Origin of the sequence: Streptomyces sp. NPDC007917 (assembly GCF_042959105.1) — a bacterium.
Lineage (GTDB): Bacteria > Actinomycetota > Actinomycetes > Streptomycetales > Streptomycetaceae > Streptomyces.
Genome location: NZ_JBIBKK010000020.1, coordinates 117,248 through 133,040 on the forward strand (window position 1 = coordinate 117,248; position 15,793 = coordinate 133,040).

The 15,793-nt window shown below is 71.7% G+C and carries 17 protein-coding genes; 9 read left to right on the forward strand and 8 right to left on the reverse strand.

What is annotated here, in order from left to right; translation table 11 throughout:
• Positions 1-123: 123 nt before the first annotated feature.
• The 6 genes from ACFZDL_RS32370 (at position 124) to ACFZDL_RS32395 (ending at position 7,409) form a co-directional block, all read left to right on the forward strand.
• Positions 124-2,889 (forward strand): SpoIIE family protein phosphatase, encoded by a 2,766-nt coding sequence (locus ACFZDL_RS32370; protein ID WP_391193169.1) that lies wholly within the window; start codon positions 124-126, stop codon positions 2,887-2,889.
• Positions 2,890-3,127: 238 nt separating this feature from the next.
• On the forward strand, positions 3,128-4,741 hold the full coding sequence (locus tag ACFZDL_RS32375; RefSeq protein WP_353594734.1) for an ATP-binding protein: 1,614 nt from the start codon (positions 3,128-3,130) through the stop codon (positions 4,739-4,741).
• 14 nt (positions 4,742-4,755) lie between these two features.
• Positions 4,756-5,181 carry a roadblock/LC7 domain-containing protein gene (locus ACFZDL_RS32380; protein WP_353594733.1) on the forward strand — a complete coding sequence of 142 codons (426 nt, stop codon included), beginning with the start codon at positions 4,756-4,758 and terminating at the stop codon, positions 5,179-5,181.
• Positions 5,178-5,537 (forward strand): DUF742 domain-containing protein, encoded by a 360-nt coding sequence (locus ACFZDL_RS32385; RefSeq protein WP_353594732.1) that lies wholly within the window; start codon positions 5,178-5,180, stop codon positions 5,535-5,537. The genes ACFZDL_RS32380 and ACFZDL_RS32385 overlap by 4 nt, the downstream gene beginning before the upstream one ends.
• A complete protein-coding gene (locus tag ACFZDL_RS32390; RefSeq protein ID WP_353594731.1) occupies positions 5,518-6,138 on the forward strand; it encodes an ATP/GTP-binding protein in 621 nt (206 codons plus the stop codon). The genes ACFZDL_RS32385 and ACFZDL_RS32390 overlap by 20 nt, the downstream gene beginning before the upstream one ends.
• On the forward strand, positions 6,135-7,409 hold the full coding sequence (locus tag ACFZDL_RS32395) for a cytochrome P450 (protein ID WP_353594729.1): 1,275 nt from the start codon (positions 6,135-6,137) through the stop codon (positions 7,407-7,409). Before ACFZDL_RS32390 ends, ACFZDL_RS32395 begins: the two co-directional genes overlap by 4 nt.
• Before the next feature lie 96 nt (positions 7,410-7,505).
• Here the strand turns inward: ACFZDL_RS32395 and ACFZDL_RS32400 are convergent, their stop codons facing one another.
• The 6 genes from ACFZDL_RS32400 to ACFZDL_RS32425 form a co-directional block, all read right to left on the reverse strand.
• The gene (locus ACFZDL_RS32400; RefSeq protein WP_353594728.1) at positions 7,506-8,231 is read right to left on the reverse strand and encodes a DUF305 domain-containing protein; all 726 of its coding nucleotides are present in this window, start codon (positions 8,229-8,231) and stop codon (positions 7,506-7,508) included.
• Positions 8,228-8,896 (reverse strand): DUF3105 domain-containing protein, encoded by a 669-nt coding sequence (locus ACFZDL_RS32405; protein WP_353594727.1) that lies wholly within the window; start codon positions 8,894-8,896, stop codon positions 8,228-8,230. The genes ACFZDL_RS32400 and ACFZDL_RS32405 overlap by 4 nt, the downstream gene beginning before the upstream one ends.
• Positions 8,897-8,956: 60 nt before the next feature.
• The gene (locus ACFZDL_RS32410; RefSeq protein ID WP_353594726.1) at positions 8,957-9,466 is read right to left on the reverse strand and encodes a hypothetical protein; all 510 of its coding nucleotides are present in this window, start codon (positions 9,464-9,466) and stop codon (positions 8,957-8,959) included.
• An 84-nt stretch (positions 9,467-9,550) separates the two neighbouring features.
• Positions 9,551-10,189: a DUF305 domain-containing protein gene (locus tag ACFZDL_RS32415; RefSeq protein ID WP_353594725.1), complete on the reverse strand. Its 639-nt coding sequence runs from the start codon at positions 10,187-10,189 to the stop codon at positions 9,551-9,553.
• A 99-nt stretch (positions 10,190-10,288) separates the two neighbouring features.
• Entirely contained in the window at positions 10,289-10,696 is a 408-nt protein-coding gene (locus tag ACFZDL_RS32420; RefSeq protein WP_353594724.1) for a DUF6153 family protein, read from the reverse strand.
• A gap of 26 nt (positions 10,697-10,722) precedes the next feature.
• Positions 10,723-11,082, reverse strand: a complete 360-nt coding sequence (locus ACFZDL_RS32425) for a metalloregulator ArsR/SmtB family transcription factor (protein ID WP_353594723.1) — start codon at positions 11,080-11,082, stop codon at positions 10,723-10,725.
• Positions 11,083-11,156: 74 nt separating this feature from the next.
• On the opposite strand from ACFZDL_RS32425, the gene ACFZDL_RS32430 reads away from it, so the two are divergent.
• The 3 genes from ACFZDL_RS32430 to ACFZDL_RS32440 all read left to right on the forward strand — a co-directional run bounded on the left by ACFZDL_RS32430 (position 11,157) and on the right by ACFZDL_RS32440 (position 13,992).
• Positions 11,157-12,218 carry a cation diffusion facilitator family transporter gene (locus ACFZDL_RS32430; protein ID WP_391193173.1) on the forward strand — a complete coding sequence of 354 codons (1,062 nt, stop codon included), beginning with the start codon at positions 11,157-11,159 and terminating at the stop codon, positions 12,216-12,218.
• 175 nt (positions 12,219-12,393) lie between these two features.
• Positions 12,394-13,044 carry a DUF4232 domain-containing protein gene (locus ACFZDL_RS32435; protein ID WP_353594722.1) on the forward strand — a complete coding sequence of 217 codons (651 nt, stop codon included), beginning with the start codon at positions 12,394-12,396 and terminating at the stop codon, positions 13,042-13,044.
• Positions 13,045-13,146: 102 nt separating this feature from the next.
• Complete coding sequence (locus ACFZDL_RS32440; protein ID WP_353594721.1) at positions 13,147-13,992, forward strand: aldo/keto reductase; 846 nt, start codon at positions 13,147-13,149, stop codon at positions 13,990-13,992.
• 532 nt (positions 13,993-14,524) lie between these two features.
• Here ACFZDL_RS32440 and ACFZDL_RS32445 read toward each other — a convergent pair.
• Both ACFZDL_RS32445 and ACFZDL_RS32450 read right to left on the reverse strand, forming a co-directional pair.
• Entirely contained in the window at positions 14,525-15,178 is a 654-nt protein-coding gene (locus ACFZDL_RS32445) for a DUF3558 family protein (RefSeq protein ID WP_353594720.1), read from the reverse strand.
• Between the two features lie 107 nt (positions 15,179-15,285).
• Positions 15,286-15,777: an FBP domain-containing protein gene (locus tag ACFZDL_RS32450; RefSeq protein ID WP_353594719.1), complete on the reverse strand. Its 492-nt coding sequence runs from the start codon at positions 15,775-15,777 to the stop codon at positions 15,286-15,288.
• Positions 15,778-15,793 lie beyond the last annotated feature (16 nt).

The window sequence follows — 15,793 nt, forward strand, 5'->3', positions numbered from 1 at the left end:
CCGATGGAATGCGGCAATTATGGCTAATTGCACCCTTATCAGGTTTACACAGGCTGCCGGGGACGGCACCTGCGGAACCCGGGTGGCTCGCCTTCCGGGGAGCCGCGGTGTAGATGTAGGGGTATGGCCCGGTTTAAGGGTCGATCGTGGGTACTGGCTGCCCGTATGTTCCCCGGTCGGCGCCCACGGAGTCGGCGGCGTGAGCGCCCGGAGGCGGCGGGGCGGCGCTCTGGTTCTTGGCTGACCACGCGCAGCGTCGCCGGCCAGGTCTTTCTGCTGCAGCTGGTGATCGTGCTGCTGCTGATCGCCGCCGCGTCCGTCGCCCTCGTCCTCCAGGTCCGGCACGACGCCACCAGCGAGGCCCGCCACCGCTCGCTCGCCGTCGCCGAGACCTTCGCCGACGCACCGGGCATGCCGGCCGCGCTGCACTCCCCCCATCCGACCGCGGTGCTCCAGCCGCTGGCCGAGCAGGCGCGGCGGGAGTCCGGGGTGGACTTCGTCGTGGTCATCAACAAGAACGGAATCCGCTACACCCACCCCAAGCCCAACCGGATCGGAAAGCCGTTCGTCGGCAACATCGACAAGCCGCTGGCCGGCCATCCCATCACCGAAACCGTCCACGGCACCATCGGCGACGTGGTGCAGGCGGTGGTCCCGGTCACCGACTCCCGGGGCCATGTCATCGGCCTGGTGTCCTCCGGGATCACGGTCAGCAAGGTCAGCGGCCTGGCCAACCGCCAGATGCCGATCCTCATCGGCGCGGCCGGCGCCTCACTCGCCCTGGCCACGGGCGGTACGGCGCTGGTCAGCAGGCGGCTGCGGCGGCAGACCCACGGCCTGGACCCGGCCGAGATGACCCGGATGTACGAGCACCATGACGCGGTGCTGCACTCCGTACGGGAGGGCGTGCTGATCGTCGACGGCGACGGCCGGCTGATGCTGGCCAACGACGAGGCGCGCCGCCTGCTGGAGCTGCCCGAGCACCCGGAGGGACGGGCCGTCACCGAGCTCGGCCTGGACCCGCAGATGGCCAAGGTGCTGGCGTCGGGGCAGGTGGTCTCCGACGAGGTGCTGGTGGCCGGGGACCGCCTGCTGGCGATCAACAACCGCCCCACGGACCGGGACGGCGGCCCGCCCGGCAGCGTGGCGACCCTGCGGGACTCCACCGAGCTGCGCGCCCTGTCGGGGCGGGCGGAGGTGGCGCAGAAGCATCTCAAGCTGCTGTACGACGCCAGTGTGGAGATCGGCACCACGCTCGACGTCAGCCGGACCGCCGAGGAACTGGCCCAGGTCGCGGTGGGGCGGTTCGCCGACTTCGTCACGGTCGACCTGGCGGGGCCCGTACTGCGCGGCGAGGAGCCGCTGGCGGTGGGCGGTATCGAGATGTGCCGCGCGGCGGTCCGGGGCATCAGGGCCGACGACCCCTTCTACCCGGTGGGCACCCGCTTCTCGTTCGTCTCCTCCACCCCCCAGGCCCGGGGCTTCGGCAGCGGGCGGGCGGCGGTCGAGCCGGACCTGAGGGAGGCCCACGGCTGGCACGCCCAGGACCCGGAACAGACCGGCGTGGCCATCGCCTACGGCGTCCGGTCCCTGGTGACGGTGCCGCTGCGGGCCCGGGGCGTCATGCTGGGGATGGTCAGCTTCTGGCGCATGGAGGAGAACGCCCCCTTCGAGGACGACGAGATCGCCCTCGCCGAGGAGCTGGCCTCCCACGCCGCCGTCTGCATCGACAACGCCCGGCGCTACACGCGCGAGCACACGATGGCCGTGACGCTGCAGCGCAGCCTGCTGCCGCGGGTGCTGCCCGAGCAGAGCGCGCTGGATGTGGCGTACCGCTATCTGCCGGCGGAGTCGGGGGTGGGCGGGGACTGGTTCGATGTGATTCCGTTGCCGGGGGCGCGGGTGGCGCTGGTGGTGGGCGATGTGGTCGGTCACGGGCTGCACGCGGCGGCCACGATGGGGCGGCTGCGCACCGCGGTGCACAACTTCTCCACCCTCGACCTGCCGCCCGACGAACTCCTCTCCCACCTGGACGACCTGGTCGCCCGGATCGACCAGGACGACAACACCGCCACCTTCACCGCCGCCGGCCCGGAGGGGACCGAGGGCGGCGGCGCGGGGATCACCGGAGCCACCTGTCTGTACGCGATCTACGACCCGGTGACCCGGCGCTGCGCGATGGCCCGGGCCGGACATCCGCCGCCCGCGGTGGTCGCCCCCGACGGCTCGGTGGACTTCGTCGACCTGCCGGCCGGGCCGCCACTGGGCCTGGGCGGCCTGCCCTTCGAGACGGCCGAGCTGGAGCTGGACGAGGGCAGTCGGCTGGTGCTGTACACCGACGGGCTCATCGAGGACCGCAGACGGGAGATCGACGTCGGGCTCGACCTGCTGCGCGGCGCCCTCGCCCACCCCGGCCGTACGCCCGACCAGACCTGCGCGGACGTGCTGGACGCCGTGCTGCCCGCCCGCCCCACCGACGACATCGCGCTGATCGTGGCCCGCACCCGGGTGCTGGGAGCCGACCGGGTGGCGAGCTGGGACGTCCCCTGCGATCCGGCGTCGGTGTCCGAGGTGCGGGCCAAGGTCATCCGGCAGCTGACGGAATGGGGGTTGGAGGACCTGTCCTTCACCGCGGAGCTGGTGCTCAGCGAATTGATCACCAATGCGATCCGCTACGCCGCCGGTCCGATCCGGGTGCAACTCCTACGCGATCGCAATCTTATCTGCGAGGTGTCCGACACCAGCAGCACCTCGCCGCATCTGCGGTACGCGGCGACGACGGACGAAGGGGGCCGCGGGCTGTTCCTGGTCGCGCAGTTCGCGGAGCGCTGGGGGACCCGCTACACGACCGAGGGCAAAGTCATCTGGGCCGAGCTGGCGCTGCCCTGAAACCCCTGACGGCCCGGGGCGGCCCGGCTCCGGGACGAACCGCTCCTCGTTCGCGTTCGCGACGTTCGGTGGATGACATACCCTGTTGCCGGTCATGCTGGATGCTCGCCGTGCTGACGAGATGTCAAGGTCCGATTGGCGAGCTGGCCGGTCAAAAGTCTGTGTGCGGTACTACGATGTGCCGCCCATGGCTCGAAACCGCCCTCAACCCTCGACCGCGCCCCTGAGGACCTGAGAGATGTCAGCACATATATCCAGCCAGCCCGTCAAAGGGCTTTCCACGACGCGGCAGGCCCTGGCCGTACCGCTGCTGGCCGCCGTCGTGGTCGGCGGCGTGGGCGCTTGGCTGACGGCCGAAGTGCCCTCCACCAACCGGGCGTCCGTCGGCCTGTTCTGCGGTGTCGTCGCCGTCCTGCTGTGGGTGGCCGCCGCCCTCGCCTCGACCCGAGCCCAGACCCTGCGGCGGCTCCAGGAGCGCGTGGCGGCCGCGGAGGCCGACGCCGCGCGGCGTACGGCGGCGATGGAGGCCGAGGTCACGCGGCGCGCGGCGCTGATGGAGGCCGAGGCCGCCAGGCTCGCCGGCGAAACGATTCCAACTGCGGTGCGGCGTCTTCGCGAAGGCGAGACGGTGGACACCGTGCTCTCCTCGACGCCCTCGCCCGCCAGCAAGGCGCACGACCAGGTGCTCAAGTTGCTGGTGCGGGAAGTGGCCACCGGTGAGCGCATGCGCGCCTCGGCCATGGCGGCCTGCGCCAACGCCGCCGGCCGGGTGCAGGCGCTGGCCACCAGCATGCTCGCCGACCTGCGGGAGATGGAGAACCGGCACGACGAGGCCGTCCTCGGCGACCTGCTGAAGCTCGATCACACCACCGCGCAGGCGGGCCGTATCGCGGACAGCATCGCGGTCCTCACCGGTGCCCGCTCCGGGCGCCGCTGGACCAAGCCGATCGTCATGGAGAGCGTGCTGCGCGGCGCGGTCGGCCGGATCAGCGCCTACCAGCGGGTGCGGATCCACTCGGCCAGCACCGCCGCGGTCGCCGGTTACGCCGCCGAGGGCGTCATGCACGCCCTCGCCGAACTCATGGACAACGCCGCCACCTTCTCGCCTCCCACCGAGGAGGTGCACGTGTACGTCCAGGAGACGCACACCGGCGTCGTGGTGACGGTCGAGGACGGCGGTCTCGTCATGGGCCCGGCCGCCCTCGCCCGCGCCGAGAAGGCCGTCTCCTCCGAGCCCCTGGACCTGACCACGCTCTCCGGCACCCGGCTCGGGCTCGCGGTCGTCGGGCAGCTGGCCCGTAAGCACAACCTGACGGTCTCCTTCCGGCCCTCCTCGCGCGGTGGCACCGGCGTCGTCGTCCTGATCCCGCAGCAGCTGATCACGCATGTGAGCCAGGACGCCGCGACCAGCCCGGCCCCGGCCGCCCGCACGGCCGCGCCCCGCCCGGCCGCCACCACCCAGACCGCGAACCGCTCCGGCGCCGCCGCCTCCCCCTCCACCGCCACCCGGACGGCCGCCCCGGCCCCCGCCGCCTCGCCCCCCGCTCCGTCCGGCGCCCCGGACCCCGGCCCGGCCGCCGCGCAGCCCGCGAGCGAGGGGATGACCGGCGGACTGCCCAAGCGCCGCCGTGGTGAGACGCTGGCCGCGGCCTCCCGGACCGTCTCCCCCCAGCCGCGCAAGGCACCCTCCGACCGCCCGCGCCCCGACGCCACCCGCCTCGATGCCTTCCGCCAGGCCACCCGCGGCGGTTCCGCCGCCGCCTGCCCCGCGGCCGAGCCGGCCCCGCGCGCCGACGACCAGGCAGCCCAAGCCCCCACCTTTGAGACGTCTCCCGAGAACGACCAGCCGTGACAGAAGGAACCCCGATGAACACCACAGATCGCAGCTTGGACTGGTTGCTGGAGAACCTGCTGAAGAAGACCCCCGGCGCCCGGCACGCGCTGGTGCTCTCCAGAGACGGTCTCAAACTGTGCCTCACCTCCGGCCTGTCCCTCGACCAGGCCGACCAACTGGCGGCCATCGCCTCGGGGATCCAGAGCCTGTCGCACGGCGCGTCCATCGAGTTCGGCGACGGCAGCGGCGGCGTCCGGCAGTCGATGACGGAGTTCCACGGCGGGATCCTGTTCATCGTGGAGGCCGGTGAGGGCGCCCACCTCGCGGTCATCGCGGAGGACGAGGCCGACGTCGGCATCATCGGCCACAACATGAACGAGCTGGTCGAGCAGATCGGCGACCATCTGCGCGCCGCGCCCCGCGTGGCCATGAGCGACGGCGGCGGGGCCACGGCATGATCCGAGGGGCCGTCGACAGCGAGGATCCGGACCGGCTCTACACCGTCACCGGAGGCCGCAGCCGGGTGGACGAGAGCGTGTTCGACATGGTCACGCTCATCGTCAGCGAGAGCGAGCCGACCCCGGGCATGCAGTCGGAGCACGCCAAGATCCTGCGGATGTGCCACCGTCCGCTGGCGGTCGTGGAGATCTCCTCCTACCTGGGGCTGCCGGTGAGCGTGGTGAAGATCCTGCTCTGCGATCTGCTCGACACCGGAAAGATCACCGCTCGCCATCCCCAGGTGGTCCGCTCCGACAGGCAGATGCCCGAACCCGAGATGTTGAAGAAGGTGCTCGTTGCACTCCAGAACCTCTGACCGCCCCGAGGGCGCGCAGCTGAGCGAGAGCGCGCGCGACGGCCTCAAGATCGTGATCGTCGGGGGCTTCGGGGTCGGAAAGACCACCATGGTCCGGTCCGTCAGCGAGATCCGCCCGCTGAGCACCGAGGAGACCATGACGCAGGCGGGCGTCGGGATCGACGACGCCTCGCAGGTACAGGACAAGACCACCACCACCGTCGCCTTCGACTTCGGCCGCATCAGCCTGGACGAGCAGATGGTGCTCTATCTGTTCGGCGCCCCCGGCCAGGAGCGGTTCTGGTTCCTGTGGGACCGGCTGTTCATGGGGACCCTGGGCGCGGTCGTCCTGGTGGACACCAACCGGCTGTCCGACTCCTGGTACGCCATCGACCGGCTCGAGCACCACGGCACCCCGTTCATCGTCGCGCGCAACAACTTCGGCGAACCCAAGCACACGCTGGAGGAGGTGCGCGCGGCCCTCGACCTGCCCCCCGGCGTCCCGGTCGTCGACTGCGACGCCCGGGAGCGCGACTCGAGCAAGGCCGTGCTGGTCGCCCTCGCGCGCCACCTCTACGCCCTGTCCACCTCGTCTTCCGCCGCCCAGGAGAGCACCGCGTGACCACCCCGGACCCCACGCTCCCCCCTGAGGAACCCAACCCCTCCGCCGAGCCGCTTGCGGACTGGCCGGAGCAGCCGGACGCCGTGCGGCTGCGCCCCGAGGACTTCACCAAGAGCCAGGAAGACCTCTACCGGCGGCTCCGCCGCGACCACGGCCCCGTGGTCCCCGTGCTGCTCGACGGCCAGATCCCCGTCTGGATGGTGCTCGGCTACCGGGAACTGGTGCGGGTCACCACCGACCCCAATGTGTTCGCCCGCGACTCGCGCCGCTGGCACTCCTGGGACAAGGTCCCGCCGGACTGGGAGCTGATGACCTTCGTCGGCTACCGGCCGACCATGCTGTTCACCGAGGGCGCCGAGCACGAGCGGCGGGCCGAGGCGATCATCGACAGCATGGAGATCGTGGACCCGTTCGAGCTGCGCGCGCTGTGCGAGCGCGTCGCGGACGGTCTGATCGACACCTTCGCGGGCCGCGGTCACGCCGATCTCATCGCCGACTACGCCTGCCAGATCCCGCTGCGCGTGCTCAACCGCATGTACGGCATGAACGAGGCCGAATCCACCGAACTGCAGCAGGTCACGGTCGACCTGGTCAGCGGCAAGGGAGGGCCCGAAGCGCACCAGAACATGGTCGACCGGATGGTGGCGCTGATGGAGCACGCCCGGTCGACCCCGGACCGCAAGAACATCTCCACGGTCCTGGTGCACCACCCTGCGCAGCTCACCGACGAGGAGATCATCAACGACCTCCTGGGCAATGTCTACGCGGCCCACCAGCCCACCACCGACCTGATCGGCAACGCGCTGCGGCTCATGCTCACCGACGAGCGGTTCGCGGTCACCATGTCCGGCGGGCGGCGCAGCGTCGGCCAGGCGATCAACGAGGTGCTGTGGGAGGCCACCCCGGTGCCCAACTGGGTCGGCCGCTGGGCCGCCGAGGACACCATGCTCGCCGGCCGGCACATCAGGAAGGGCGACTGCCTGATGCTGGGCCTCGCCGCGGCCAACGCCGACCCCGACGTACGGCCGGACTTCCGGGCCGGCGCGGCCGGCAACCAGGCCCACATGGCCTTCAGCCACGGCACGCACGGCTGCCCCCCGGTCGCCCGCGAGCTCGCCGAGGCCATCGCCATGGCCGCGATCGAGGTACTGATCGACCGCCTCCCGGACGTGACGCTGTCCGTCGCGCCCGAGGAGCTGGAGTGGCGCTCCCAGCTGATGATGCGCGGTGTGTCGGCCATGCCGGTCCAGTTCACCCCCACCTCCCGCTGACGCCCCCGCCCCGGGAGCCTCGCGGGCAGGCACAAGGCGCCCCTCCGGGGAGGAGGAGCGCCTTGGGGGGAACGCCCGGGAGGCCCGAGGGGCGGGCTACTTCACCGGGTCGGCGCCGCGCTTCTTGAGCATGTCGTTCATCAGCTGGATCTCCGACCGCTGACTGTCCACCATGCCCTGCGCCAGACGCTTGACCGTCGGGTCCTTGGCCAGCTCGACCGCCCCCTTGGCCATGTCGATCCCGCCCTTGTGGTGGGCGATCATCAGCCGCAGGAACATCACCTCGGCGGCCCGGCCCCTGGCCTTGCGCAACGTGTCCAGCTGGGTGTTGGTGGCCATCCCGGGCATGAGGGAACCGTCGTGCGGCTTGTAGGTGCCGTCGTGGCCCATCGAGTCCATGGAGCCGTGGTCCATGGACTCGTCCGAGGACAGGTCCTTCATCCAGGTCATCGGGGGGTCCTCCGAGGTCACGGGGAGCCCCCACAGGTCCAGCCAGCCGAGCATCATCCCGCGCTGGTTGGCCTGGGTGTTGATGATGTCGTACGCGAGGCGGCGCACATCCTCGTCGTCGGTGTCGTCGCGCACGATGAACGACATCTCCACCGCCTGCTGGTGATGGATGGACATGTCCCGGGCGAAACCCGCGTCCGCGGAGGCGCTGTCGGGCTTCGACGGTCCCGTCGTGCCGTCCGAGCGGTCCGCCGTGAGCCACAGGACGCCCACCGCCACCAGCGTCAGCAGCGCGAGCGCGGCGGAGACGCCCGCGATCAGCGGCTGCCGCCCCGTGCGGCCGGTGGCCGCCACCTGGCCGGTGTCCGTCATTCCGACTTACCTCCGGTGCACGCGGCGCCCTTCTCGGGGGTCTGCTTGCCCTGCACGTACTCCTCGAAGAACTTCGCCACGCGCGGGTCGTCCGCCGAGTCGACCTTCAGCTGGACGCCCCACGCGTTGAGCAGTATCGGGCCGTCCTGGTCCTGGTAGGGGCTCATCAGGGAATACGGGGTCGCCTTCACGCGCTTCTCGAGGGCGGTTATGTCCTTGGCCGGCGCCTTGTCGGTGTAGGTGACCCACACCGCGCCGTGCTCCAGGGCGTGCACCGCGTTCTCGTTGGTTATCGGCTTGTCGTAGACGTCGCCGTTGCAGTTCTGCCAGACCTGGTTGTGGTTGCCGCCGACCGGCGGGGACATCGGGTAGTCGACCTTGCCCTCGACGTGGGTCCGGCCGAGGTTCTTCCAGGTCTTCATGCCCTTGAAGGTGCCGGTCTTGACCGTCGACATCGTCACCGCCTTGGCCTTCTCGTCCTTCTCCTTCGTGGCGTCGATGATGAAGTAGCCGCCGACGACCAGACCGACGACGATCACCGTGCACGAGACGATCGTGATGATGCGGTAGCGGCGGTCGCGCGCCCGCTCGGCGCGGCGCAACTCCTCGATCTTCTCGCGGCGCGCGGCGGCCGCGTTCTTCGTCTTCGATCCCTTGGAAGCCATGGTTTGTCCTTGTCCTTGCACTGGAGGAATGAGTGATGTGCGGATCCGGATACCGGCGGCCTAGGTGCGAAGCACTTGGAGCTGGTGGAGGCCGGGGGCGCGGACGGCATGGTCGGGCGGTGCCCGGGTGGCATCCGTGTCGTACGGGCGGTCGCGCGGCACGAACTCGGCGAGCGCGGGCGGCGGGACGGGCGCGGGCACCACGCCCTGGCTCACCCCCCAGGGGCCGGCCACGCAGTTGTCGCCGGCGCCGCCCGCGCTGTCCGCCCAGGGCTCCCGGGCCTGGTGCGCTGCCTGGTGCGGCGCGGACCCGAGGCCCGGACACGGCGGGGCGAGCACGGCCCTGGCGGGGCGGGGCGGGCGGTGCGCCGAGCCGGAGGCGTGGCCTGCGGTGAGGTCTGTGGCGGAGGCGTGCCCCGCGGCGGGGGCGTGCCCCGCGGCTGGGTGCAGGAACGAGGGCGCCAGCCAGAGCGCGACGGTCAGCAGCGGGACCGCACACCGCAGCACCGAGAGCACGGTGGCTCGCACCGTGCCGCCCGGTATTCGGGTCGCGTCGCGCTGTCTACTCATCGCGCCAGATCGTAACCACTGGGCCTGCCGCGGCTGAATGGGCAAAGGACCGGCGGGGTGCCGGTGCCTTCGCCCATCGCTCACTCAGCCCTTGCCGAGGAGCTTGTTCATCTCGGTGATCTCCTCGTTCTGGGCCTTGATGATGTCATCGGCCATGGTCTTGGCGGGGCCGTACGCACCCTCGCGCTTCTCGGTGCCGGCCATCTCCACCGCTCCCTTGTGGTGCTGGACCATCATCTTCAGGAACGCGGTGTCGAAGGCCGCGCCGGACGCCTTCTTCAGCTCCTCCATCTCCTTGGAGCTCATCATTCCGGGCATGCCCTCGTGCTGGGAGTGGTCCATGCCGGGCATCGCCTCGGGGACGTCCTCGCCCCAGGCCTTGAGCCACCCGGACATCGTGCGGATCTCGGGGTCCTGCGCCTTCTTGATGGCGGCGGCCAACTTCTTGACCGTGCCGGAGGAGGCCCTGGTGGCGGCCAGGTCGGCCATCTCCACGGCCTGTCGGTGGTGGGGGATCATCCCCTGCGCGAAGCTCACATCGGCCTTGTTGTGCTTGCCGGACGGGGCGGACGCGCTCGCGCTCGCGGTGGTCTTCGTCGAGTCGTGGCCGGAGTGGCCGCTCTTGCCGCCGCCGTCGTCGCTGCCGCAGGCGGTCAGGGTCAGGGACAGCGCGGCCGTGGTGGCCGCGGCGACGAGCGCCGTACGGCGGGTCAGGGAACGCATGGGGGAACTCCTGAGGAAGTGTTTGGGGTGTTTTCGGACATGCCGGGTCGGCGCCGGACCCATCCGGGATCTGGAGGGTCGACGGCGCGAGGGTGTGTCCTATATCCGCAGGAGTTGGAGTTCGGCCAGGGTGGGCGGCGCGCGCCCGTCGGCCGGGGAGGGTGCCGTACCGGGCCGGGCCGCCGCGAGGTCATGGCCGCAGTCGGCCACGGGGGCCGACGGGGGCGCGGACAGCGTGGGCCCGCCGCTGAGCGCGGGTGACGCACAGGTCGGATCGGCGTGGTGGACATGCGAACCGCCGCACGCGCCGTCGCAGCCGCTGTGCGCGGAGGCGGTGGCCGTCACGGTGGTCGTCATGGCGGCGGGGCGCTCATGGGCGCCCGTCATCAGGCCGCCGGCGGGCCCGAGGGCGTGCATGCCCAGCAGCCCGGCCAGAAGTCCGAGCACGAGCAGCGCGCGCCACCGCCACACGGGCGGCGACGGACGGCACTCGGCAGGACTCGGCACGCGCCCATGCTAAGGGGGCGGCCGGGTCAGCCGTGGCGGGGGATACCGGAGAGCTCGTGGTCCGCGTGGCTCAGGGCCTCGGCGACCAGGCGGGCGAGATGCCCGTCCTGCAGCGCGTAGACGACGCGGCGGCCGTCCTTGCGGGAGGCCACGAGCCCGGCGAGGCGCAGCTTGGCGAGGTGCTGGCTGACGGCCGGCCGGGCGGCGCCGCAGGCGGCGGTCAGTGTGGTCACATCGGCCTCGCCCGCGCTCAGGGTGTGCAGCAGGGCGAGCCGGGTCCGGTCGGCGAGCATGCCCAGCACCTCGGCGGCGCGGGCCAGCTGCTCGCTGCTGGGGACTCGCGGATGCGAACCATGCGCATCTGATAGGTGCATGCGTGCGCTCATACGCACATAATGGGGGGTGGGCGGGGCCCTGTCCAGGCACGCCGCGTACACGCCCGCGCCGGAAGGAAACTCCTGTGACCGACCACGACCACGGCCACCACAGCCACAGCCACCACAGCCACAGCCACCAGGGCCGTACGGGCGGCTGGGCACGGTGGCGCCACCGGGCGGGGCATGTGCTGCGCCCCCACTCCCACGAGTCCGCCGACCGCACCGACCGCGCGCTGGAGTCCTCCGCGCGGGGCATGCGCGCGCTGTGGATCTCGTTCGCGGTGCTCGGGGCGACGGCCCTGGCCCAGGCCGCCGTCGTGGTGGCCTCCGGTTCGGTCGCGCTGCTGGGCGACACCGTCCACAACGCCGCCGACGCCCTCACCGCCGTGCCGCTCGGCATCGCCTTCCTCCTCGGCCGCCGCGCCGCCACCCGCCGCTTCACCTACGGCTACGGGCGCGCCGAGGACCTGGCCGGCCTGGCGATCGTGCTCACCATCGCCGGCTCCGCCGCCTTCGCCGCCTGGACGGCGGCCGACCGGCTCCTGGACCCCCGGCCCGTCCACCACGTCCCCGCCGTCGCCGCCGCGGCCGTCGTCGGCTTCCTCGGCAACGAATGGGTGGCCCGCTACCGCATCCGCGTCGGCCGCGCCATCGGCTCGGCCGCCCTCGTCGCGGACGGCCTGCACGCCCGTACCGACGCCTTCACCTCCCTCGCCGTCCTGCTGAGCGCCGCCGGCTCCGCACTCGGCTGGCGCCTCGCCGACCCCCTGGTCGGCCTCGCCATCACCGCCGCGATCCTCCTGGTCCTGCGCGACGCGGCCCGCGAGGTCTTCCGCCGCGTCATGGACGCCGTCGACCCGGCCCTGGTCGACGCCGCCGAGCGGGCCCTCCTGGCCGTTCCGGGCGTCCGCGGCGTCGGCGAGCTGCGGCTGCGCTGGATCGGCCACCGGCTGCGGGCGGAGGTCGCGGTGGTGGTCGCCGGGGAGCTGAGCGTACGGGAGGCCCACCAGGTCGCCGTGGACGCCGAGCACGCCCTGCTCCACGCGGTGCCCAAACTCACCGCCGCCCTCATCCACCCCGACCCCGCCCCGCTCCCGGGCGCCCCGGACCCCCACGCCCGGCTGGCGCACCATGCGACGGCCTGAGATCGGCAACGGCCGGCAGGAGAGCGGGAGCCGCTGCGATCTCGGCGTCTTTTCCGTGGTCAGCGTCGTGTTAGCGGGGTGTTAGTGGGGCGGCAGTGTTGCGGTAGCGGCCCCGGCCAGAGTGGTTGTCGTACCGAGCAGACCACGACACCGACCTCACCGGGGGGAACCCGAAATGCGCTCCAACACCACTGCCCGCACCGCCCGCCGCCGCACCTTCCGCGTCGCCGCCGCCGTCCTGACCGCGGCCGCCGCCCTGACGCTGACGGCCTGCAACGGCGACGAGAAGGCAGCGGGCCAGACCGGGTCGAGCAGTTCCTCGGGTTCCTCCGGCGGTGCGCAGGGTTCCGGCGCCAAGGACACCGAAGGCGGCGGCAGTGCGCACGCGGGTGTCGAGCGCTGCCACACCGAAAACCTGGAAGCCGCGTTCGCCACGGGTGAGGACGCGCTCCCGGTGCCGGAGGAGAGCGCGGGCGGCGCGACGACCGCCACCATCGTGCTGATGAACAAGGGCACCAGCTCCTGCAGGATCGGCGGCTTCCCCGGTGTGGACCTGACCTCGATCAACGGCGGCGAGCGCTGGTCCCTGGCCCGCTCCTCGCAGAAGTGGAGCCCCATTGAGGTGGAGGGCGGCCAGAGCACCGAGTTCACCCTCAACCTCGCCTTCACCAAGGAGGAAGAGGGCTTCTACCAGCCGGCCTGGGTCGAGATCACCCCGCCCAACGAGACCAAGTCCCTGAAGATCGAGTGGCCCTGGGAGAACGACAGCCTCGTCGACCAGCGCAGCGCCACCCGCCCCGCCACCTACGTCAACCCCATCGGCTGACCAGTCCAGAGCTGCGCCACGAAAGTCCGCTGCCCCGGCCCGCACCCTCGGCAACGGAGCTGTTAACTTGCCCTTGTTGAGCGATGGGGGACAAGACAGCAGATGGCAGCGGACACCTTCCGTATCGGCGGGGACCTGGCGGTACGGCGGCTCGGTTTCGGGGCCATGCACCTGCCGACCGAGCCCGCTTCCGACCGTGAGACGTCCATCGCGGTCGCCCGGCGAGCCGTCGAGCTCGGCGTCACGCTGATCGACACCGCCCACCTGTACGGCGGGGGCGCCAACGAAGAACTCCTCGCCGAGGCCCTGCACCCCTACCCCGCCGGGCTGCTCATCACCACGAAGGTCGGCGTCGCGCGCACGGGCCCCGGCGGCGAGTGGCGGCTGGACGGGCGTCCGGCCATCCTGCGCGACCAGGTCGAGCAGGCCCTCCGCCGACTGCGGGTCGAGCGGATCGAACTGCTCCAGTTGCACCGCATCGACCCCGAGACACCGCTCGCCGACCAGCTGGGCACGTTGCGGGAGCTCCAGGACGAGGGCAAGGTCGGCCGGCTCGGGCTGTCCGAGGTCACCGTCGCCGAACTCGAGCAGGCGCGGGAGATCGTCGACGTCGTCAGCGTGCAGAACCGCTACAACCTGCTCGACCGCGAGCACGAGCCGGTGCTCGCGGCCTGCGAGGCGGCGGGGATCGCGTTTCTGCCGTGGCGGCCCGTCGCGGCGGGGCAGTCGGGGGCGAGGGCGGAGATCGCCGCCGTCGCGGCCGAGCTGGACGCCACCCCCACGCAGGTCTCGCTCGCATGGCTTCTCGGACACTCGCCCGTCATCCTCCCGATCCCCGGCACCGCCCGGACCGCCCACCTGGAGGAGAACCTCGCCGCGGCGTGTCTGGATCTGACCCCGGCCCACCGCGCCCGCCTCGACCGGCTGGCGCACCGAGCGCGTGAATGAACAGGGTCCATCTGCCATGGGGGATCACTCCGGCGAAGTGCTATGTGCCGTGACTTTGTAGTGAGTATGAGACAACGACACGCCGACGCCATGGCGTGTCGTTGTCTCATACTCACTACAAAGGGCGGTCGGAAGAGATCCGGCTGTACGAAGTGGGCGTCATTCCCGGACGCCGAAGGCGCGAGACGATGCCCGCACGCGGCGTCCGGACCCTGTCGTCCAGCGTTCGCCGGCCCGTTCGTCACGCTCGCGCGCCCCGGATCAGCGCACCGCTGAGCTGACCGCCCGGCCACCGCGCGGCAGCAGCTGCGGCGGAGCGCAGCGGAGCCTCTGTGAGCTCAGCCGCCCGCCGGGCTGAGGAACCAGGACGACAGGCCAGCCGCCCCCTCCCCCCCCTTCTCGCCAGCGCTTTGGACCCGGAGGGTCCGAGACGAAACCCGCACCCGCACGAGCCGAATGCCGCGAAACGGCGCACCGGCGCAGGCGAGGCGCAGCGGAGCCCCCTCGGCAACGCCACGCGCAGGCTGAAGCGTCATCGCAGGTGGGTCAGGGCAGCGGCGGCGACCGACGCCCCCGCGGGACACGTTCCGTCCTGCGCTACCCCGCGGTCCGGAATGGTCGTGGTGCCGACCAAGTGGTTGGTGTCGTGCAGTGCGACGAAGATGAAGCAGATCCTCTGGAATTCGGCCTGCACGGCCTGGTGCTGCCCCACCGGCACCTGCGTGACGCGCCCGTTCTTGGTCATGGTCTTCGCGTAGGACAGTGGTAGATCCAGTGCGAGGCTGACGTTCTGGCCTGCCAACTTCCACGCGCACGACGCCCCGTGCTCGCCGGACTCCTGTTTCCCCTCTCCGCTGATTCTGAGGGCGGCGAGGTCGTGCGCGTCGAGGGCGAGGCACGGTCGCGACGCCAACTGCGCCTGGGTGTACCTGCTCGGCCGCGGTGCGGCTGAGGACGAGGCGGAGGCGGAGGCGGAGGTGGATGCGGAGGTGGATGCGGAGGCGGAGGCGGAGGCAGAGGTGGATGCGGAGGACGAGGATGCCGAACGGGGGGACGATGGCTGCGACGCGCCCTGCCCACTCGAACACCCGGCGCTGAGCAGGCTCACGGCAAGTCCAAGCACAAGGCCGCCTGTTCGGCGGGGGCGCCCGACCCGGGAACGCTGATCGTGATCGAAACGCGGCATATCGGGACGGTAGTGGCGCTGTGCCGGGACCGGTCCCGGCGGCGGCCGGAGTCATGAACACGGCCCGCCGCGCGGCGCTCAACCTCGGCAGGTCCGGGTCCGTGTGGTCAGCCGGTCACCTTGGCGAAGAAGGCGGCGACGTTCGCCACGGTCCGCGCGATCTTCTCCTCCAGGGTGAGCGACTCCTGGATCCGCCCGTCCGCGCCCGCGCTCTTCTTGCCCCGTACGTACAGCGAGCAGGCGAGGTCGCTGCATATGTAGGTGCCGACCGAGTTGCCCTGCTGGCTGGCCTGCCGGGCCTTCGGCGCGACCATCAGGGAGACGCCGCCCGTGTGGGAGGTCAGGCAGATCGAGCACATGCCGCGCCGGATCTGCCAGGAGGCGGGGCTGGGGCAGCGCAGCTGGAGGGCTTTGGGGCGGCCGTCCAGGGGGATGACGAGGTAGGCGCGCTCGGAGGCCTGGGGGTCTCGCCAGCCGAGGAAGTCCAGGTCGTCCCAGGGCCGCTCGGCCAGGTCGCGCGGGACGGACAGGCGCTTCACCTCGCCCTTGGTGCAGTTCACGAACGCGGCACGGATCTCTTGTTCGGTCAGGGGCTTCATGAGAGCCAAGCTAATT

Bases quoted from the DNA above. Each gene is read 5' to 3' on its own strand.
- ACFZDL_RS32370 (WP_391193169.1), top strand. From the start codon at position 124: ATGGCCCGGTTTAAGGGTCGATCGTGGGTACTGGCTGCCCGTATGTTC.
- ACFZDL_RS32375 (WP_353594734.1), top strand. From the start codon at position 3,128: ATGTCAGCACATATATCCAGCCAGCCCGTCAAAGGGCTTTCCACGACG.
- ACFZDL_RS32380 (WP_353594733.1), top strand. From the start codon at position 4,756: ATGAACACCACAGATCGCAGCTTGGACTGGTTGCTGGAGAACCTGCTG.
- ACFZDL_RS32385 (WP_353594732.1), top strand. From the start codon at position 5,178: ATGATCCGAGGGGCCGTCGACAGCGAGGATCCGGACCGGCTCTACACC.
- ACFZDL_RS32400 (WP_353594728.1), bottom strand. From the start codon at position 8,231: ATGACGGACACCGGCCAGGTGGCGGCCACCGGCCGCACGGGGCGGCAG.
- ACFZDL_RS32405 (WP_353594727.1), bottom strand. From the start codon at position 8,896: ATGGCTTCCAAGGGATCGAAGACGAAGAACGCGGCCGCCGCGCGCCGC.
- ACFZDL_RS32410 (WP_353594726.1), bottom strand. From the start codon at position 9,466: ATGAGTAGACAGCGCGACGCGACCCGAATACCGGGCGGCACGGTGCGA.
- ACFZDL_RS32415 (WP_353594725.1), bottom strand. From the start codon at position 10,189: ATGCGTTCCCTGACCCGCCGTACGGCGCTCGTCGCCGCGGCCACCACG.
- ACFZDL_RS32425 (WP_353594723.1), bottom strand. From the start codon at position 11,082: ATGAGCGCACGCATGCACCTATCAGATGCGCATGGTTCGCATCCGCGA.
- ACFZDL_RS32435 (WP_353594722.1), top strand. From the start codon at position 12,394: ATGCGCTCCAACACCACTGCCCGCACCGCCCGCCGCCGCACCTTCCGC.
- ACFZDL_RS32440 (WP_353594721.1), top strand. From the start codon at position 13,147: ATGGCAGCGGACACCTTCCGTATCGGCGGGGACCTGGCGGTACGGCGG.
- ACFZDL_RS32445 (WP_353594720.1), bottom strand. From the start codon at position 15,178: ATGCCGCGTTTCGATCACGATCAGCGTTCCCGGGTCGGGCGCCCCCGC.
- ACFZDL_RS32450 (WP_353594719.1), bottom strand. From the start codon at position 15,777: ATGAAGCCCCTGACCGAACAAGAGATCCGTGCCGCGTTCGTGAACTGC.